Raw genomic sequence first — 14,335 nt, 5'->3', positions numbered from 1 at the left:
TGCACCGGGCAGCGATCGGAAGAGGTTCAGGGCCGGCGGGCGGTGTCCGGCGCGCCCTGCTTTGCCGCCTTGCCGCGGGCCGCCAGCATGGCGGGCGTCAGGCGCTCGTATCGCACGCCGGTGAAGAGAAGAACCTGGGCCGGAGCCTCACGGCGGATGGTGTCGCGTCGCGGCGTTCGCGCGAGCCATTCCTTCAATCGTACCACGTCTGCCATTCTCGCCTCCAAAAGAAGAATCGAGACGGATGAAGCACTCCTACAAATCTCACCCTGCCCGTTTCAACGGGCCGGTGCATCCGGTTCCGTCACCCCCGGACGCGACATGAGATCGATGTCTTCCCAGTCGCATACGGGTGGAAAACGGCGATACGGGACCAGAAGTTTCCCATTCACGGGAATGTGTCTGGCGACCGTCCGGCATCCGGAACATCGCACCTTTCCCTCGCGGAACGGCAGGCGCCTTTCGACGGATCCACCGCTCACATGATCGAATCATAACACGTCCATCGCAATAGACGAGCCGATCCTTGTCCCTAAAACTAGCGACTATCGGGTTAACATGCTGTTAACACTAGCGTGAAGTGCGCGTGTTCGCTGTTCCCTGCGGTACAGGCCGGAGCGCCCGCCGGGCGGGCGGGGCCTGTGCCGATACGGTCCGCATCCGCCGGTCCGCCCGCTGCAACCCTTGCGGCACTGCGTTGTAAACATTGCGGTTTCCACGCGAGCAGGGTTAACGCCTTGCTAACGCTTTTCCTCTACTTTTCATGAACGATTGGGAAGCGGCGGGGGGCTGCCGTTCCGGGGACTGAACAGGTGTTTTGTGGCGGACAGGTTTCGCGAACTGGAGAGACCGCAGGCAGGGCGGCCGAAGGACATCGTGCTGATGGCCACGGTCTCCAGCTTCGAGAGCCTGCGTTTTCCCTCGCGCTCGGACCTGCGCCAGTTCGGTGAGCTCTTCGAGCCGCTCTACAACGCCTCCACCGAGGAGGCCCGCCGGCAGGCCGTCGCCGCGCTCTCGCGCTGCCCGCAGGTGCCGGACGAAACCGCCCTCTTCATCGCCACCCAGCCGATCGGCGTCGCCGCCATCTTCCTCATGGGCTCGAAGGCCATTGCCGATCGCACGCTGATGCATGTGCTGCGCGCCGCCGGCCCGGAGCATGCCCGCGCCATCGGCCGGCGGGACGACCTCTCCCCCGCCGTGGTCGAGGCGCTGGTCGCAAGCCATCAGGACCATGCCAGCCGCAGGGTCGGCGAGGATCGCGAGGCGTCGCTGAAGGAAGCGGCAAGGCTGGAGCGGGAAGAACAGATCCGCGAGGAGTTGCGCGCCCTGGTGCGCGCCGCAACGCCCGCCGTCGAAGCGCCCCTCGGGCTCGAGCCGGCAACGGAGGCGCACCAGGCGCTGTTCGTGCGGTTCGCGCGCGCGGGCGAGGCCGGCATGCTGGCCGTCACGCTCGCCGACGCGCTCGGCTCCAGCCAGTGGCTGTCCGAGCGCATCCTTCTCGACGTGTCCGGCCGCCAGCTCGCCGAGACGCTGCTGGCGCTCGACGTGCCGGACGCAGACAGCCTGTTCGTGCTGACGAAGATCTATCCGCACCTCGCCGAAGGGGGCGCGGCGGCGTTGCTTTCGGCGCTAGACCCGGCCGAGGCGATCGACCGGGTCGAAAGCTGGCAGCGGGCGGACAGCTACACGAATGGCAACGGCCTGCCGAAGGCGGCAAACGCCGACGACGCGCAGTCGAATGGGCAGGATCACCACGACAGGTCCTCCGAAGCCACGCGGCACCGCGCCGCCGGCTGATCGTTTCTACTAGAAAATCCGGCGCCTGGCCGGTACGCGAATCGTCGCGCCTTCGTTGCGCTCGGCCGAGAGCGCGGCGAGCGTGGTCACGACGAACATTCCCGAAATCAGCAGTGCAAGAGCGGGCAGCACGATGAACATGGCGTTTCTCCGAGGGTTCGACACAGGCCAGCGCCTGTGTGCCTCCCTTTTCCCATGCCCGGCGCCGCCGCGATGTTCCCGCGGGAACAGGCCCCCGGAACGAAACCGCCGTTATCGGGCGCTTGGAGCGCGCCAGCGCATCGTCAGCGCCGGAAGAACCCGTCGTCCTTCGGCTCGGCGGCGGCAAAGTCGATGAGATCGCCGAGATCGTCGGTCTCGATCGACACCACCCAGAGATCGCCGTCGAAACGCCGCTCCCGGGCGAGCGCCTCGGCGACGGCAGGCGCCTCGACCCGCTCCAGCCGCGTCTCGAAGCGCCGGAGCCCGCTCTCCTCGGCCTCGAAGAAGCTCTGCGGCGCCGGCGCATGGAGGCTTTCCGCCCCGTCGCGGAACACCTGCCGCACGAACACCGCCCCCGCCTCCTCCGCGCCCTTCACCTCGACAGCCGCAAAATCGCCACGGGCAAAGACCCGGCGCATCAGGGCGGAAACGAAGATATCGGAACGAAGGCGCATGGCGGCGGCATACACGGCGCGGCGCGATCGGGCAATGGCGAAGCCTGGCGCGCCCTCATCCCGCTACCGTTCCCCAAACAATGCCCGCGATGGACCCGGGAAAACGCTGCATCCTCCCCTTCGCCCCGCTTGCGGGGAGAAGGTCGCGGCAGCGGTATGAGGGGCAGCGCCGCCATCACCGCGGCCAGGAAAAGCCCCGCCTCACACCCGGATCGCCAGCCGCAGCCCGCCCCAGTGGCGGCCGTTGACGGTGATGGGGGCGGAGATGTCCTTCATCAGCACGAACTGGCCGCCGCCCATGTCGCGGCGGTAGGTCTGCACGAGGAAGGGTTCCGTGCTGCGCCCGGCGGCGAGCCCCACCCGGTCGTCGAAGATCCGGCGGTTGCGGCAGTTGGCGGTGTTCCAGGCCGGATCGCCCGGCCGCTGCGGCTCGGAGAACTTGCGGTTGTGCGTCGGCAGGTAGCCCCGGTCGTCGATCGCCGCGCAGAAGGCGATGCGCGTGTCCGCGGCCACCGCCGGCTCCTGGATATCGGGCAGCACGCGGTCGGTGAAATCGGTGAAACGCGTCGTCATCTGCACCGGATCGGTGCCCGGGATCGGCCGGTACTGCCGGTCGAACAGCGCCTCCATGCCCATCTCGCCGCTGGCGACGGCGGCCGAGAAGCGCGCCGAGACCTTGTCGGCCAGTTGCTGCACGAGGCGGATATAGGGACTGTCCGGCGTCTCGATCCCGGCGCTCGCCGTCGCCTGGATGATGCGCTCGGAAATCGCCACCACCTCGCCGACCTTGCCGGAAGCGCCCTGCAGCGTCTCGTTGGACCGGATGATCTCCGCCGAGGCCGCGCCGATCGAGCGTGCGAAGTCGCTGCATTCCCGGTCCACGGCGCCCGTCGTCGCGGCGAGCGCCGAGGCGCTGTCGAGGATCTTCGACATGACCTCCTCGACGCCGGCGAACGAGCCCTGAACCTGCGATGCCGTCGCCTTGACGCCCTCGGCGGAAACGCGCGCCTCCTCGCCCGCCGCCTCCAGCCGGTCGATGCGGGCGCGCAGCGCCTGCAGCGTCTTCTGGATCGAGGCCGTCGTGCTGGAGGTTTCGAGCGACAGCGCCCGCACCTCCGCCGCCACGACCGCAAAGCCCTTGCCCGCCTCGCCCGCGCGCGCCGCCTCGATGGCCGCGTTCAGCGCCAGGAGATTGGTCTGCCGGGCGATGGTGCCGATGGCGTCGGCAAGCCGGCCGACATCGGCCAGCGCCCCGGAAAAGGCGGAGATTTCCGTGCCGATCTCGTTGGAGGCCGTCACCATGTGGTCGATGGCGGCAATCGAGCCGTCGAGCTGCACCGCCTGCTCGCCGAGCACCTGGCGGGCGCTCGCGGCCAGTTGGTCCGTCTCGCCCAGCGAGCGGGCGATGTCGCCATTGGCGCTGGCGATCGCGGTCGCCGACTGGGTCAGCCGGGTGAAGAGCGTAGCGTGCTCGCGCGACTGGGCGGCGGTGTCCTGGATGGAGCCGGCGATATCGACGAGATGCAGGCCGAGGTCCGACGCCTCGACGGCCAGCGAGCCGACGACCCGGCGCAGCGCAGCGCCATCGACCGGCGCCTGTCCTTCATCCTCGTTTCGGGTATGCGCAGTCTCACGCAAGGCAGCGTTGGACATGGTTCGACGATCCTCCCGATGATGATCGGATCATCCGGCAGGCATGGTTAACGCATCCTTTAAGAACCATCGGCAGATGTGCCATTGCGGCATGCGACTTTGGTCGCATGGAGCGCGCCTTCGTCAGAGCGCGCCGATGTCCTTCAGCTTGGCGAGCACCTTCTCGTTCGGCTCGCCGGTGACCGGCAGGCGATAGTGCTTTTCGAAATGGCGGATCGCCGTGCGGGTCTTCTCGCCGATCAGCCCGTCCACCGCGATATCCGTATAGGCGATGTTGCTGAGGCCCTTCTGGATCTTCATCACCAGCTCGCTCGGCACCGGCCGCGCGACGGCGGAGGTGACGGCCGGATCGGCCTCGGCCTGCAGGATGGCCGCGGCCACCGGGTCTTCCTCGACGTCCGCCTGCGTCTGGGCCGGCTTGCTTTCGATGACCTTGGCCACCTCGTCGAAGGGCCGTTCGGCGGGCGTCACGTCGGTCACCTCGGGCAGCGGCTCGCCCTCCTCGGCCCGCTCGATGACGAAGGTCGTCACATCGTGCGGCTCGGGCTTCGTGGCGGTGAAGCCGAGGGAATTGTCGGCCGAGCGCATCTTCAGGAACGGCGCCGGATGGCCGCCCGGCTGGTACCACAGCGCATTGGCGGCGACGAAGGAGAAGACCACGACGAAAGCGCAGGTGCCGCCGACCACGGTCGGGTGGCGCGCGGCAAGGCCGCCGAGCGCCGCAAGCGCGGCGATCACGATATTCGGCCGGCGCGGCTCCACGCGGGTGCCGGACCGGCCCTTGCGGGTCTGGCCCTGGGGCCGCCGCTCAGGCTGTCTTCTGACGTGCGCGTTCATCGTTCGTGTCCTTGCCATCTCGCGACGGCTCGTAAACCGTCTCGATCACAGCCGCAAGGCGCGGCGGAAATTCGACGGTGGATGCAGGTCCCGGCCGCAGGTCGTTTTCCTGCGCGATGCCGGAGCCGTCGGCCGGCACGCGCACGCTGATGACCGTGCCCTCGCCCGGCCGGCTCTGGATGAGGAAGCTGCCGCCATGCAGCGCCACGAGACCCTTGACCAGCGACAGGCCGAGGCCGGTGCCCTCGTATTTGCGGGTATATTCGTTCTGCACCTGCATGAAGGGCTGGCCGATCAGCGCCAGCTTGTCGGCGGGGATGCCGATGCCGGTATCGCTGACGGTCAGGATGAGGTCCCGGCCCTCGCGCGTCGCATCGATGGTGACGATGCCGCCGCGGTCGGTGAACTTGATCGCATTGCCGACGAGGTTGATGAGCACCTGCTGGATCGCCCGCTGGTCGGCGACGGCCTCGCCGATGGCGCGCGGCACGCGGCTCGTCAGCTTGATGCCCTTCTCGCGCGCCTGGAGGCCGAGCATCTGCTCGCAGGCCTTCACGCTGTCGGCGACGAGGAAGGGCTCGCTCATGAGTTCGTAACGGCCCGCCTCGATCTTCGAAACGTCGAGCATGGTGTTGACGACCGACAGGAGATGCGAGCCCGACTGGTGGATCAGCGTGACATATTCGCGCTGCCGGTCGTTCTCCAGCTTGCCGAAATACTCCCCGGCAAGGATGTCGGAAAAGCCGAGGATGGCGTTCAGCGGCGTGCGCAGCTCGTGGCTGACCGCGGCCAGGAACCGCGTCTTGGCATCATTGGCCGATTCGGCCTCGGCCGCCTTGCGCGCGCTCTCGCCACGCAGCCGCGCCTCGTCGGACATGTCGCGCGACTGGGCGACGACGGCGGACAGCGCGCCGTCCGCACCGGCAAGCGCCGTCATTTCCACGCGCATATGGGTGAACTGCTCGGCATCCGCCTCGATGCGCGGGCGGTCGATGCGCAGTTCGACGGTCTCGCGCGTGCCGCCCTGGCGCAGGCGGTCGATCGCGGCGAGGAAGCCGATCCGGTCGGACACATGGATCTGGTCGAGATAGCCGCGGCCCATGGGATCGCGCATCCAGGCAAGCATGTCGGCGCGGTCGCGGCCATGCACCGCCGTGACGAAGCCGCGCGCATCATGCAGCGTCACGAGGCCGGCGAAGAGATCATAAGGAGAGGCGGCGGGCGGCGCGGCGGCGGCCAGCTCCTCGGCAAAGCTCTTCCGCGGCGCCGGCTTTTCCTTGAGGGTCGCGGCCGCCGCCGTCAGCAGTGCGCCGGCGCCGGCCAGCGCGACGCCGGCCGGCAGCGCGGCGGAGGCGGGCATGACGGCAGACAGGATGAGCGGCAGGCCGGGAACGGCCGCCAGCAGCGCCAGCGTGGTGGCGCGCAGCGACGCGGACGGGCGCTGATCGGCAACGGACGCGCCAGCAACGCCAGCAACGGCGCCCAGGCGGGCTGCCATTCTGTCAGCGATGGTGGTCAATTGGCGCAACGCGATACCCTGCCGTTTATGTTCTTTTGGTGCGCCCAAAATCGCATCGGCGACTTAAGGAAAGGATAAACGGCGGGGCCTGAAAGCGGGTCAAAAAGGCCCAAAAGTCCCATTTCGGGGCAATCCAACGGCCATTCGTCCGGCGTGGTTAACGGGGCGTAAGCGCCTCATTTTGCGGCATTTTTCTGTTCATATTAACTTCTGGGGCAAAGGGCCGGAAGACGCCCTCCCGGCATTCCGGCGCCTTGCCGCGGCGCGGCCCGCCACGATCCTTAACGGCAATCGCTAAAATCCGCCTCAAATGCGTTTAAAGTGCCGACAGGAACGAGATAGATCGCATTTTAATCAAAACTGGGCAAAACCCGAATGATTCCTGCAAAGGGGAATTTCCTTCCCGCCCCTATTCTCGCATCAACGGTTCGCCAAGGACCAGACAAGCCGAAGGCCGCAAAGAGCCGAGGCGATAACGAGGATGGCAAGTGATGTGGTTTCTGATCAAGGGAACGTTCTGGTTCTCACTGGTTCTCGTCCTGCTCCCCTTCCTGGACGCGGAATCCTCCGCCAAGCTGGAGAAGGGCCCGACGGTCGAGATCGGCGGCACCTTCACCGCCGCCAGTGAAGCGCTGCATTACGTCACCGCCATGTGCCTGGAAAAGCCCGACGTCTGCGAGAAGGGCGCCGAGACCTTCGTCGCCCTCGGCCACCGGGCCCGCGAAGGCGCCCGCATCGCCTACCAGTTCCTCGACACCCAGTTCGCCGAAGAGGGCACCGCCGTCGCCAAGGCCGATCCGGCCGCCAGGGAAGCGCTCGACCAGCCGCTCCCGGCCATGGCGACCATCGACGCCGACGACGAGGTCATCACCGGCACCGTCGCCATCCCGACCCGCCGCCCCGACCACAAGGGCTGATACCGCCCCCCATTTCCCGCCCGTCCGGAAACGGATCCTCTTTCCCCTCCGGACGCCGCCCGACCGTTTTTCTGCCTGCCTCACTCGTTGCCCTGCAACCGCCGCATGGACCCGTTCCCTGCGGCGTTTCTTTTTGCCCCGTCGGTTTGCGGTTCAAATTCCGGGCGGCCTCGCCTATATGAAGGCAGTCCCCGCACACGGAAGAACCATGGCCACGCTGCAAGAGATCATCGACGACTTCGCCTTCCTCGACGAATGGGAGGACCGCTACCGCTATGTCATCGAGCTCGGCAAGGCGCTGCCGGACCTGCCGGAGGAGCAGCGCACGGCCGCCAACAAGGTGCAGGGCTGCGCCAGCCAGGTCTGGCTCGTCAGCCAGGTCGGCGCGGGCGCCGATCCGGTCATGACCTTCACGGGCGATTCGGACGCCCATATCGTGCGCGGCCTCGTCGCCATCGTGCTCGCCATCTATTCCGGCAAGCGCGCCTCCGAGATCGCCGCCCTCGACGCCATCGACACCTTCAACGCCATCGGCCTCGTCGAGCACCTCTCCTCCCAGCGCGCCAACGGCCTGCGCTCGATGGTGCGGCGCATAAGGGAAGAGGCGGCGATGCGGGTGGCGGCGTAGGCGGCCGGCATTTTCGCCTGAACGGCCTCAGCATCGCTGCCCCCGATCTCCCTTGTTGACCGGGCCATTACCCCCTCTGGCCTGCCGGCCATCTCCCCCTCAAAGGGGGGGAGATTGGATGGGGCACCGTCCCATCGGTCCTGCCTTTCTGAAGAAGCTGCCGCCTCAAGGGGGGGAGATTGGATGGGGCACCGTCCCGCCAATCTCAAAAGCTGCTGATTGAGCAAGGTTTTTGCCTCTTGCCGATCTCCCCCCTTGAGGGGGAGATGGCCGGCAGGCCAGAGGGGGGTGATGCCACATGCTGCTTCGCCTGCTCATATGCGGCTGCCGTGCCCATTTTGCGGAACAACGAACCTAACGCCGCATTCCCCTGCGAGGCCCCCTCACCCCGGCAGATCCGGCCGATAGCCCTCCGCACCCCAGGCATGCGCCCGCCGCCCGGCCGGGGCCGGCGGGGCGTAGTGGCGGGCGAGCGCCATCAGGGCGGCGCGCAGCATCAGCTTGGCCGAGCGGGCGGGCCATTGCCGCTCGCGCTCCACCGTCTCCAGCCCCTTCATGAAGCAGCAGACATCGAGCGCGACGCCCGACAGTTCCGGCCCGATCGCCGCGATGGCGCGCGCGACGCGCAGGCGCGCGGCAAGCGCGGTGTCGGTGAGCTCGCGCGCCGCGCCCGCCTCGCCCTTCTGGCGGCCGGCGATGCGCGGCTCCCAGGACATGGTCAAACGCGGCTGCAGGCCGCCGCGGGTGAAATCCGCATGCAGCCGCTCGCCGGCGGCAAGGGCGGTGTCCGGCAGGAAGGCCTCGCCCGTCTTCTCCTTCAGCCGGGTGAGGCTCGCCAGCGGCGATTCCAGCCGGTTGGCGAGCGCCCTTTCCCGCACCCCGTCGCGCAGCACCGTCACCTCGGCCATGTCGCGGTGCTGCAGGGCAAAGGGCGTCTCGGCCGTGCAGAGCCGGCGCTTCAGATAGGCCCGCGCCTCCGCCGCCGCGAAAAGCCGCTCGCCCTTTCGCCCGACGAGGCCGAGGCGCAGCGCCTCGGCGAGAACCGCCGGGGCGAGCGGCTGCCGGCGCCCGTCGGCGGCAAGGACGGCGTCTTCGGCCAGCCGCGCCTCGCCCACCGCCAGCAGGAAGCGCAGGACCTTCGCAAGCGCGGCATCGTCCATCACCGCCCCCTCACGCATGGCTGCCGATCCCCGCCGGGCCGAAGACCGACAGCACGACACGCTCGATCGCCGAGACGAAGGCATCGAAGGCGGCATCGTCGCGGCGATCCTCCACCACATTGCAGGCATGGCCGACCGTGGTGCGGTCGCGCCCGTAGGCCGCGCCGATATCGGACAGCGACAGTTGCAGCACGACGTGGCAGACATACATGGCGATCTGGCGCACATGGCAGGTGGAGCGCCGGCTGTCGCGCCGGAAGAGCGAGCGGTCGCCCGCCATCGCCGTCATCTCCAGGACGAGCTGGCGCACGATGCGGCAGGCAACGCCGGCCGGCACCACCGGCAGGGCCGGCGCCGCACCCGGCACGGCGCTCTTGGTCTCCGGCGCGAGGGCGGAGCCGGACGCGGTCTTGAAGGACGCCCGCCGGTGGGGAACGATGAACTGGTGCATGACTGGCCACTCCGTTGATAGGAATTTATTCATACACCCTAGAGGATCGACGGGGACGAATGAAGCATCACCCCGCAACCATGCATTGAATTTCTTTATAAATTTATGCCAGCCTTCCCCGCATAGGCTTTTATTCCTCAATCTCCTCCGATATGCGCCCGGACCGGCCGGCAAACGCAAAAGGCCGGCCCCATGCGGGACCGGCCTTCATTCCGCATTCCGAATGCGGGGTTTACTTGCCCTTGCGGCGCTGGCCGAGGCCCATTTCCTTGGCGAGGCGCGAACGGGCTTCCGCATAGGCGGGCGCGACCATCGGATAGTCGGCGGGCAGGTCCCACTTCTCGCGGTATTCTTCCGGGGTCATGCCGTAATGGGTCATCAGGTGGCGCTTCAGCGACTTGAACTTCTGGCCGTCTTCCAGGCAGATGATGTAGTCGTTCTGCACGGACTTCTTCACCGGCACCGGCGGCTTCGGCTTTTCGGCGACGACGGGCACTTCCACGGCGGCGGCGGGCTGCGTCGTGTTGTTGAGCGCGGCATGCACGTCGGCGATCAGGCCCGGCAGCTCTGAGACGGGAACGACATGGTTGCCGACATAGGCAGCGACGATATCGGCAGTCAGTTCCACAAGCAGATTGGAGCCGGCGCCAAGGGTTGTTTCGGTCATTTCTTTCTCCTGTCGGACAACGCGAAGGTCGATGGCCCTATCCACCGGCCTGGACAATCAATTCGGCGTAAAGCGTCCTTGTCGGGCGATCCTGTGGCAGAATAATGCTCGCCGGTCGAAATGCAGACATTTCCGTCAATATAACTTCCACTACAGCGGCCATCGCGTCATGCAGCAGCTCTTTCCGAGACATATACCCCTCTAGGCATAAATACGGTCCGAACTCAACTTAAACAGGAAAGCCGCACGCAAGCCAAATCAACCCGAATGCTTTACTTCGTCTGGAATATCATTCCGCAATTCGTTGTCCAGTATTATTTTAGAGAAACAACCCTGAAATCTTTGAGGTAAAGAGAAACCAATAAAAATTAGTGGATACTATAATTTCTTGGGGTTTGCACCTCAACCCTTTATCAACGCTTCTTGTTGCTGCGTTCGCGCGCGTCGCGCATCTCGTCGAGCACGGTATGACGCGAAAGGCGATAACCGGCCTCGTGGGCCGCCCTGGCGATGAGATGGGCGGCGATCGGCGCCGTCAGCACGAAGAAGACGAAGCCGGCGAGCGCCCGGGTGAAGATCGCCGCATCCAGCGAATGGATGCCGGCGGCAAAGAGCATGAGGCCGGAGCCGACCGTGCCGGCCTTCGAGGCGGCATGCATGCGCGTATAAACATCCGGCAGGCGCACGATGCCGAGGGCCGCCAGGAAGGTGAAGACGCCGCCGGCGACCAGCATGACGGCGACGATGACCGCGAGAACGAGATCCAGCATCAGCGCCGCCTCCTTGCCTTGGCCGCTTTCCTCTGCCGCCCGCCCCTGCGGCCGGGGCTTTCGCCTTCCGCTGCCGGTTCGTCCGCTTCCATGCCCTGGCGCAGCACGAAGCGCGCGAAGGCGACGGTGGCGAGGAAGCCGACGAGGCCGAGCGCGATGGCGATGTCGATATAGAGGTTGAAGCCGGTCCTGATGGCGAGGACGGCAATGAAGCCGATGGCGATGGCCACCAGCATGTCGAGCGCGACGATGCGGTCCGGCAGCGTCGGCCCCTTGATGACCCGGTAGGCCGTCAGGAAGAAGGCCGCGCACATCAGGAAGAGCGCGAACGTGGCGGCGGCGGAGATGACGGTTTCGGCGCCCATCAGCGGAAGGCCTCCAGGATCTTCTTCTCGAAACCACCGGCGATGTCCCGTCGCGCGCCGACGGGATCGGAGCAGTCGAGCGCGTGCACATAGAGCACCTTGCGGTCGGCGGAGACGTCGACCGAGAGCGTGCCCGGCGTCAGCGTGATGAGATTGGCGAGCAGCGTGATCTCGAAATCCCGGTCGACCGTCAGCGGAAAGGCGAAGATGCCGGGTTTCAGAACCATTTTCGGGCTCGCCACCAGCACCGCCACCTTCCAGGCGGAGAGCGCCAGTTCCTTGATGAACAGCAGGACGAGCGACAGCAGCTTCAGGGGCCGGACGCGCCGTCCGTCCGGCCGGATGTGATCGCGGATGAGGGCGAGCGACAGTCCGCCGGCGACAAGGCCGAGCAGCAGGTTGGCGATGGTGAAGCTGCCGGAAACGGCGAGCCAGGCGAGCGCGAAGAGGGCGACGGTGAAGGCGGGCCGCATGTCAGTTCCCCCCGGAAAGACGGAGCCGATATAGGCCCGCGGATCGGCCAGCCCCTGCGCTGCGAGCTGGATGGTCGAGAGCAGCGCCTCCGGGAAGAGGCCGAAGACCGCCGTCAGCGCGGTGAGCACGGCAAGCGGCAGCAATGCGCTTGCCGGAATGGTCTCGGCCGAAAGCGCGCCGCCCGCCGGCCGCCAGTAGGCCAGCAGGAAGACGCGGCCGACCGCGATGGTGGTCAGGAAGCCGCTGAGGAAGACCACTGCCGCCAGCCACCAGGCGCCGATATCCATGGCCGCCTTGGCCACCATGACCTTCGGCCAGAAGCCGGAGAACGGCGGCAGGCCGGAGACGGCGAAGAACAGCACCAGCGACAGCGCGGAAAACAGCGCCGAGCGCGCATAGAGCCCGCCGAGGCGGGAAAGGTCGAACGTGCCGGAAAGCCGCCCGGCAAGCCCCGCGGCCATGTAGAGCCCCGTCATCACGACCATGGAATGCAGCGCATAGAAGATTGCCCCGCCGGTGCCGCCCGGGCTGCCGAGCGACAGGCCGGCCAGCATGACGCCGATGCCCGAGATGACGAGATAGCCGAGCAGCCGGCGGATGTCGTTCTGCCCGAGCGCGCCGAGCGCGCCGAGGAGCATGGTGGCGGCACCGGTGAGCGCGATGACGAAGCTCAGTTCCTCCCGCTCGACCGGGAAGAGCATGATCAGCGTGCGCAGCAGCGCATAGATGCCGACCTTGGTGAGGAGGCCCGCGAACAGCGCCGACACCACGATGCGCGGCGTATGGTAGGAGGCCGGCAGCCAGAAATTCACCGGGAAGGCCGCGGCCTTCATGCCGAAGGCGGTGAGGTAGAGCATGGCGAGCGTCATCAGCGGCAGCTCGGCGCGGCTCGCTGCCGCCTTCGCGGCGATGTCGGCCATGTTGAGCGTGCCGAAGATGCCGTAGAGATAGCCGGTCGTGATCAGGAACAGCGTCGTGGCGATGAGGTTGAGGAAGGCATACTTGATCGCGCCGTCGATCTGCCGCGGCTCCGAGCCGAGCGTGATGAGGCCGAAGGACGAGATCAGCAGCACCTCGAACCAGACATAGAGGTTGAAGATGTCGCCCGTCAGGAAGGCGCCGGAAACGCCGGCCATCAGCAGCAGCAGGAACGGATAGAAGCCGTAGCGCCGGCCGCTGCCGTCGATATCGGTCAGCGCGTGCACGGCGCCGGCAAGCGCCACGACGGCACCCGCAAGGGCGAAGAGCACGCCCGTCAGGTCCGCCGTGAACGCGATGCCGAAGGGCGGCAGCCAGCGGCCCATGACCATGGTGACCGGGCCGTTCGCCGCGACATGGGCGAGCAGTAGCGCATCGAGCAGCACCAGCACGGCCAGCGCGGGAATGGCAAGGAAGCCCTGCAGGTGCAGCGACTTGCGGGCCATCAGGAGCACCGCGCCGGCCAGGATGCACCAGGCGGGCGGCAGCACGACAAGCCAGTCGGCGGTGGCGACCGGGGTCATGACGAGGGCTTCGGAGAGATCGGTCGGCGTGGCGGCCATTGGCGGGTCGGGTCCTGTCAGTAGCCGGTCGGCGGAAGGGGATCGTTTTCCGGCTCCGCCAGGCGCATCTCGTTGCCGTTGTCGGTGCCGAGGTCCTGGTAGGCGCGGTAGACGAGCACCAGCAGGAAGGCGAAGAAGGAGAAGGAAATGACGATCGCCGTCAGGATGAGCGCCTGCGGCAGCGGATTGGCGGTGAGCGCCTGCGGCACGTCATGGCCGACCGGAATGATCGGCGGCACTTCGCGCAGGATGCGGCCATTGGTGAAGATGAGGAGGTTCACCGCATTGCCGAGCAGCACGACGCCGAGCAGCACGCGCACCAGGAACTTCGACAGCATCAGATAGACGGCGGCGGAAAAGAACAGGCCGATGAGGAGGACGAAGGGCACTTCCATCAGGCGTCCTCCTCCGCTTCCAGCGCCAGGGCGATCGAGGTGATCGCGCCCACCACCACGAGATAGACGCCGGTATCGAACAGCATGACGCTGGAAAGCGGGATCTCGACGCCGAGGATGACCGGATAGACCCAGAGACCCGTCATGAAGGGCACGGCGAAAAAGATCGACATCAGGCCGGCAATCGCCGCGATGAAGAGGCCGAAGGCGGAGATCGTCATCGGATGGAACCACAGCGCCTTGCGCACGGCGGCAATGCCGTTGGCGATGCCGTAGATCGCGAAGGCCGAGACGGCGATCAGCCCGCCGATGAAACCGCCGCCCGGCTCGTTGTGGCCGCGCAGCAGCACGAAGAGCGAGAACAGCACCATGAGCGCGGTGAGGAACGGGGCGACGGTGCGGAAGATGAGCGTGTTCATGGGTGAAGCCCTTCAACGAAGGCGGCTGAGCAACAGAACGGCTGCTCATGAACGGAAAAGCATGCCCCCTGCCCCTTCTCCCCGCC

The 14,335-nt window shown here is 66.9% G+C and carries 17 protein-coding genes and 1 pseudogene; 3 read left to right on the top strand and 15 right to left on the bottom strand.

What is annotated here, in order from left to right:
- Positions 1-26 precede the first annotated feature (26 nt).
- Positions 27-215 (bottom strand): hypothetical protein, encoded by a 189-nt coding sequence (locus tag shn_RS34895; RefSeq protein WP_133033150.1) that lies wholly within the window; start codon positions 213-215, stop codon positions 27-29.
- 667 nt (positions 216-882) lie between these two features.
- Between shn_RS34895 and shn_RS05425 the strand changes: the two genes are divergently transcribed.
- Positions 883-1,797: a DUF2336 domain-containing protein gene (locus shn_RS05425; RefSeq protein ID WP_133033149.1), complete on the top strand. Its 915-nt coding sequence runs from the start codon at positions 883-885 to the stop codon at positions 1,795-1,797.
- 9 nt (positions 1,798-1,806) lie between these two features.
- Here shn_RS05425 and shn_RS37400 read toward each other — a convergent pair whose 3' ends face one another.
- From shn_RS37400 to shn_RS05405, 5 genes are all read right to left on the bottom strand, one after another.
- Positions 1,807-1,938, bottom strand: a complete 132-nt coding sequence (locus tag shn_RS37400; protein ID WP_256388502.1) for a hypothetical protein — start codon at positions 1,936-1,938, stop codon at positions 1,807-1,809.
- Positions 1,939-2,081: 143 nt separating this feature from the next.
- Complete coding sequence (locus shn_RS05420) at positions 2,082-2,453, bottom strand: DUF1491 family protein (protein WP_064332459.1); 372 nt, start codon at positions 2,451-2,453, stop codon at positions 2,082-2,084.
- 201 nt (positions 2,454-2,654) lie between these two features.
- Positions 2,655-4,106, bottom strand: a complete 1,452-nt coding sequence (locus shn_RS05415) for a methyl-accepting chemotaxis protein (protein WP_064329491.1) — start codon at positions 4,104-4,106, stop codon at positions 2,655-2,657.
- 123 nt (positions 4,107-4,229) lie between these two features.
- Positions 4,230-4,943, bottom strand: coding sequence for a peptidoglycan-binding domain-containing protein (locus shn_RS05410; RefSeq protein WP_064329490.1), 714 nt, complete (start codon positions 4,941-4,943; stop codon positions 4,230-4,232).
- Positions 4,915-6,441 (bottom strand): HAMP domain-containing sensor histidine kinase, encoded by a 1,527-nt coding sequence (locus tag shn_RS05405; RefSeq protein ID WP_064329489.1) that lies wholly within the window; start codon positions 6,439-6,441, stop codon positions 4,915-4,917. The genes shn_RS05410 and shn_RS05405 overlap by 29 nt, the downstream gene beginning before the upstream one ends.
- A 512-nt stretch (positions 6,442-6,953) precedes the next feature.
- Here shn_RS05405 and shn_RS05400 point away from each other — a divergent pair.
- Positions 6,954-7,379, top strand: a complete 426-nt coding sequence (locus tag shn_RS05400; protein WP_064329488.1) for a DUF5330 domain-containing protein — start codon at positions 6,954-6,956, stop codon at positions 7,377-7,379.
- Positions 7,380-7,587: 208 nt separating this feature from the next.
- Complete coding sequence (locus shn_RS05395; protein WP_064329487.1) at positions 7,588-8,007, top strand: SufE family protein; 420 nt, start codon at positions 7,588-7,590, stop codon at positions 8,005-8,007.
- 383 nt (positions 8,008-8,390) lie between these two features.
- Here shn_RS05395 and shn_RS05390 read toward each other — a convergent pair whose 3' ends face one another.
- The 9 genes and pseudogenes from shn_RS05390 to shn_RS05355 all read right to left on the bottom strand — a co-directional run bounded on the left by shn_RS05390 (position 8,391) and on the right by shn_RS05355 (position 14,249).
- On the bottom strand, positions 8,391-9,185 hold the full coding sequence (locus tag shn_RS05390; protein WP_064329486.1) for a DUF6456 domain-containing protein: 795 nt from the start codon (positions 9,183-9,185) through the stop codon (positions 8,391-8,393).
- Complete coding sequence (locus shn_RS36945) at positions 9,178-9,618, bottom strand: helix-turn-helix domain-containing protein (protein WP_245337372.1); 441 nt, start codon at positions 9,616-9,618, stop codon at positions 9,178-9,180. Before shn_RS36945 ends, shn_RS05390 begins: the two co-directional genes overlap by 8 nt.
- Before the next feature lie 232 nt (positions 9,619-9,850).
- Positions 9,851-10,285, bottom strand: coding sequence for a MucR family transcriptional regulator (locus shn_RS05380; protein ID WP_064329485.1), 435 nt, complete (start codon positions 10,283-10,285; stop codon positions 9,851-9,853).
- 413 nt (positions 10,286-10,698) lie between these two features.
- Positions 10,699-11,055, bottom strand: coding sequence for a monovalent cation/H(+) antiporter subunit G (gene mnhG, locus shn_RS05375; protein WP_064329484.1), 357 nt, complete (start codon positions 11,053-11,055; stop codon positions 10,699-10,701).
- On the bottom strand, positions 11,055-11,420 hold the full coding sequence (locus shn_RS05370) for a cation:proton antiporter (RefSeq protein ID WP_064329483.1): 366 nt from the start codon (positions 11,418-11,420) through the stop codon (positions 11,055-11,057). Before shn_RS05370 ends, mnhG begins: the two co-directional genes overlap by 1 nt.
- Positions 11,420-11,893, bottom strand: coding sequence for a Na+/H+ antiporter subunit E (locus tag shn_RS36940; RefSeq protein WP_245337397.1), 474 nt, complete (start codon positions 11,891-11,893; stop codon positions 11,420-11,422). Before shn_RS36940 ends, shn_RS05370 begins: the two co-directional genes overlap by 1 nt.
- A gap of 6 nt (positions 11,894-11,899) precedes the next feature.
- Positions 11,900-13,435, bottom strand: a pseudogene (locus tag shn_RS05365) (Na+/H+ antiporter subunit D); the annotation flags it as partial.
- A 17-nt stretch (positions 13,436-13,452) separates the two neighbouring features.
- On the bottom strand, positions 13,453-13,830 hold the full coding sequence (locus shn_RS05360; protein WP_064329482.1) for a Na+/H+ antiporter subunit C: 378 nt from the start codon (positions 13,828-13,830) through the stop codon (positions 13,453-13,455).
- Complete coding sequence (locus tag shn_RS05355; RefSeq protein ID WP_064329481.1) at positions 13,830-14,249, bottom strand: Na(+)/H(+) antiporter subunit B; 420 nt, start codon at positions 14,247-14,249, stop codon at positions 13,830-13,832. Before shn_RS05355 ends, shn_RS05360 begins: the two co-directional genes overlap by 1 nt.
- Positions 14,250-14,335 lie beyond the last annotated feature (86 nt).

Source organism: Shinella sp. HZN7, assembly GCF_001652565.1.
GTDB classification, from domain to species: Bacteria; Pseudomonadota; Alphaproteobacteria; order Rhizobiales; family Rhizobiaceae; genus Shinella; species Shinella granuli.
The sequence above is the reverse complement of the archived record's forward strand: the minus strand, read 5'-3'. Positions and strand labels throughout refer to the sequence as shown.

Coding starts and splice junctions, on each gene's coding strand:
- shn_RS05390 (WP_064329486.1), bottom strand. CDS start 9,185: ATGCGTGAGGGGGCGGTGATGGACGATGCCGCGCTTGCGAAGGTCCTG.
- shn_RS05405 (WP_064329489.1), bottom strand. CDS start 6,441: ATGGCAGCCCGCCTGGGCGCCGTTGCTGGCGTTGCTGGCGCGTCCGTT.
- shn_RS37400 (WP_256388502.1), bottom strand. CDS start 1,938: ATGTTCATCGTGCTGCCCGCTCTTGCACTGCTGATTTCGGGAATGTTC.
- shn_RS05400 (WP_064329488.1), top strand. CDS start 6,954: ATGTGGTTTCTGATCAAGGGAACGTTCTGGTTCTCACTGGTTCTCGTC.
- shn_RS05415 (WP_064329491.1), bottom strand. CDS start 4,106: ATGTCCAACGCTGCCTTGCGTGAGACTGCGCATACCCGAAACGAGGAT.
- mnhG (WP_064329484.1), bottom strand. CDS start 11,055: ATGCTGGATCTCGTTCTCGCGGTCATCGTCGCCGTCATGCTGGTCGCC.
- shn_RS05420 (WP_064332459.1), bottom strand. CDS start 2,453: ATGCGCCTTCGTTCCGATATCTTCGTTTCCGCCCTGATGCGCCGGGTC.
- shn_RS05410 (WP_064329490.1), bottom strand. CDS start 4,943: ATGAACGCGCACGTCAGAAGACAGCCTGAGCGGCGGCCCCAGGGCCAG.
- shn_RS05425 (WP_133033149.1), top strand. CDS start 883: ATGGCCACGGTCTCCAGCTTCGAGAGCCTGCGTTTTCCCTCGCGCTCG.
- shn_RS36940 (WP_245337397.1), bottom strand. CDS start 11,893: ATGCGGCCCGCCTTCACCGTCGCCCTCTTCGCGCTCGCCTGGCTCGCC.
- shn_RS05360 (WP_064329482.1), bottom strand. CDS start 13,830: ATGGAAGTGCCCTTCGTCCTCCTCATCGGCCTGTTCTTTTCCGCCGCC.
- shn_RS36945 (WP_245337372.1), bottom strand. CDS start 9,618: ATGCACCAGTTCATCGTTCCCCACCGGCGGGCGTCCTTCAAGACCGCG.
- shn_RS05380 (WP_064329485.1), bottom strand. CDS start 10,285: ATGACCGAAACAACCCTTGGCGCCGGCTCCAATCTGCTTGTGGAACTG.
- shn_RS34895 (WP_133033150.1), bottom strand. CDS start 215: ATGGCAGACGTGGTACGATTGAAGGAATGGCTCGCGCGAACGCCGCGA.
- shn_RS05355 (WP_064329481.1), bottom strand. CDS start 14,249: ATGAACACGCTCATCTTCCGCACCGTCGCCCCGTTCCTCACCGCGCTC.
- shn_RS05370 (WP_064329483.1), bottom strand. CDS start 11,420: ATGGGCGCCGAAACCGTCATCTCCGCCGCCGCCACGTTCGCGCTCTTC.
- shn_RS05395 (WP_064329487.1), top strand. CDS start 7,588: ATGGCCACGCTGCAAGAGATCATCGACGACTTCGCCTTCCTCGACGAA.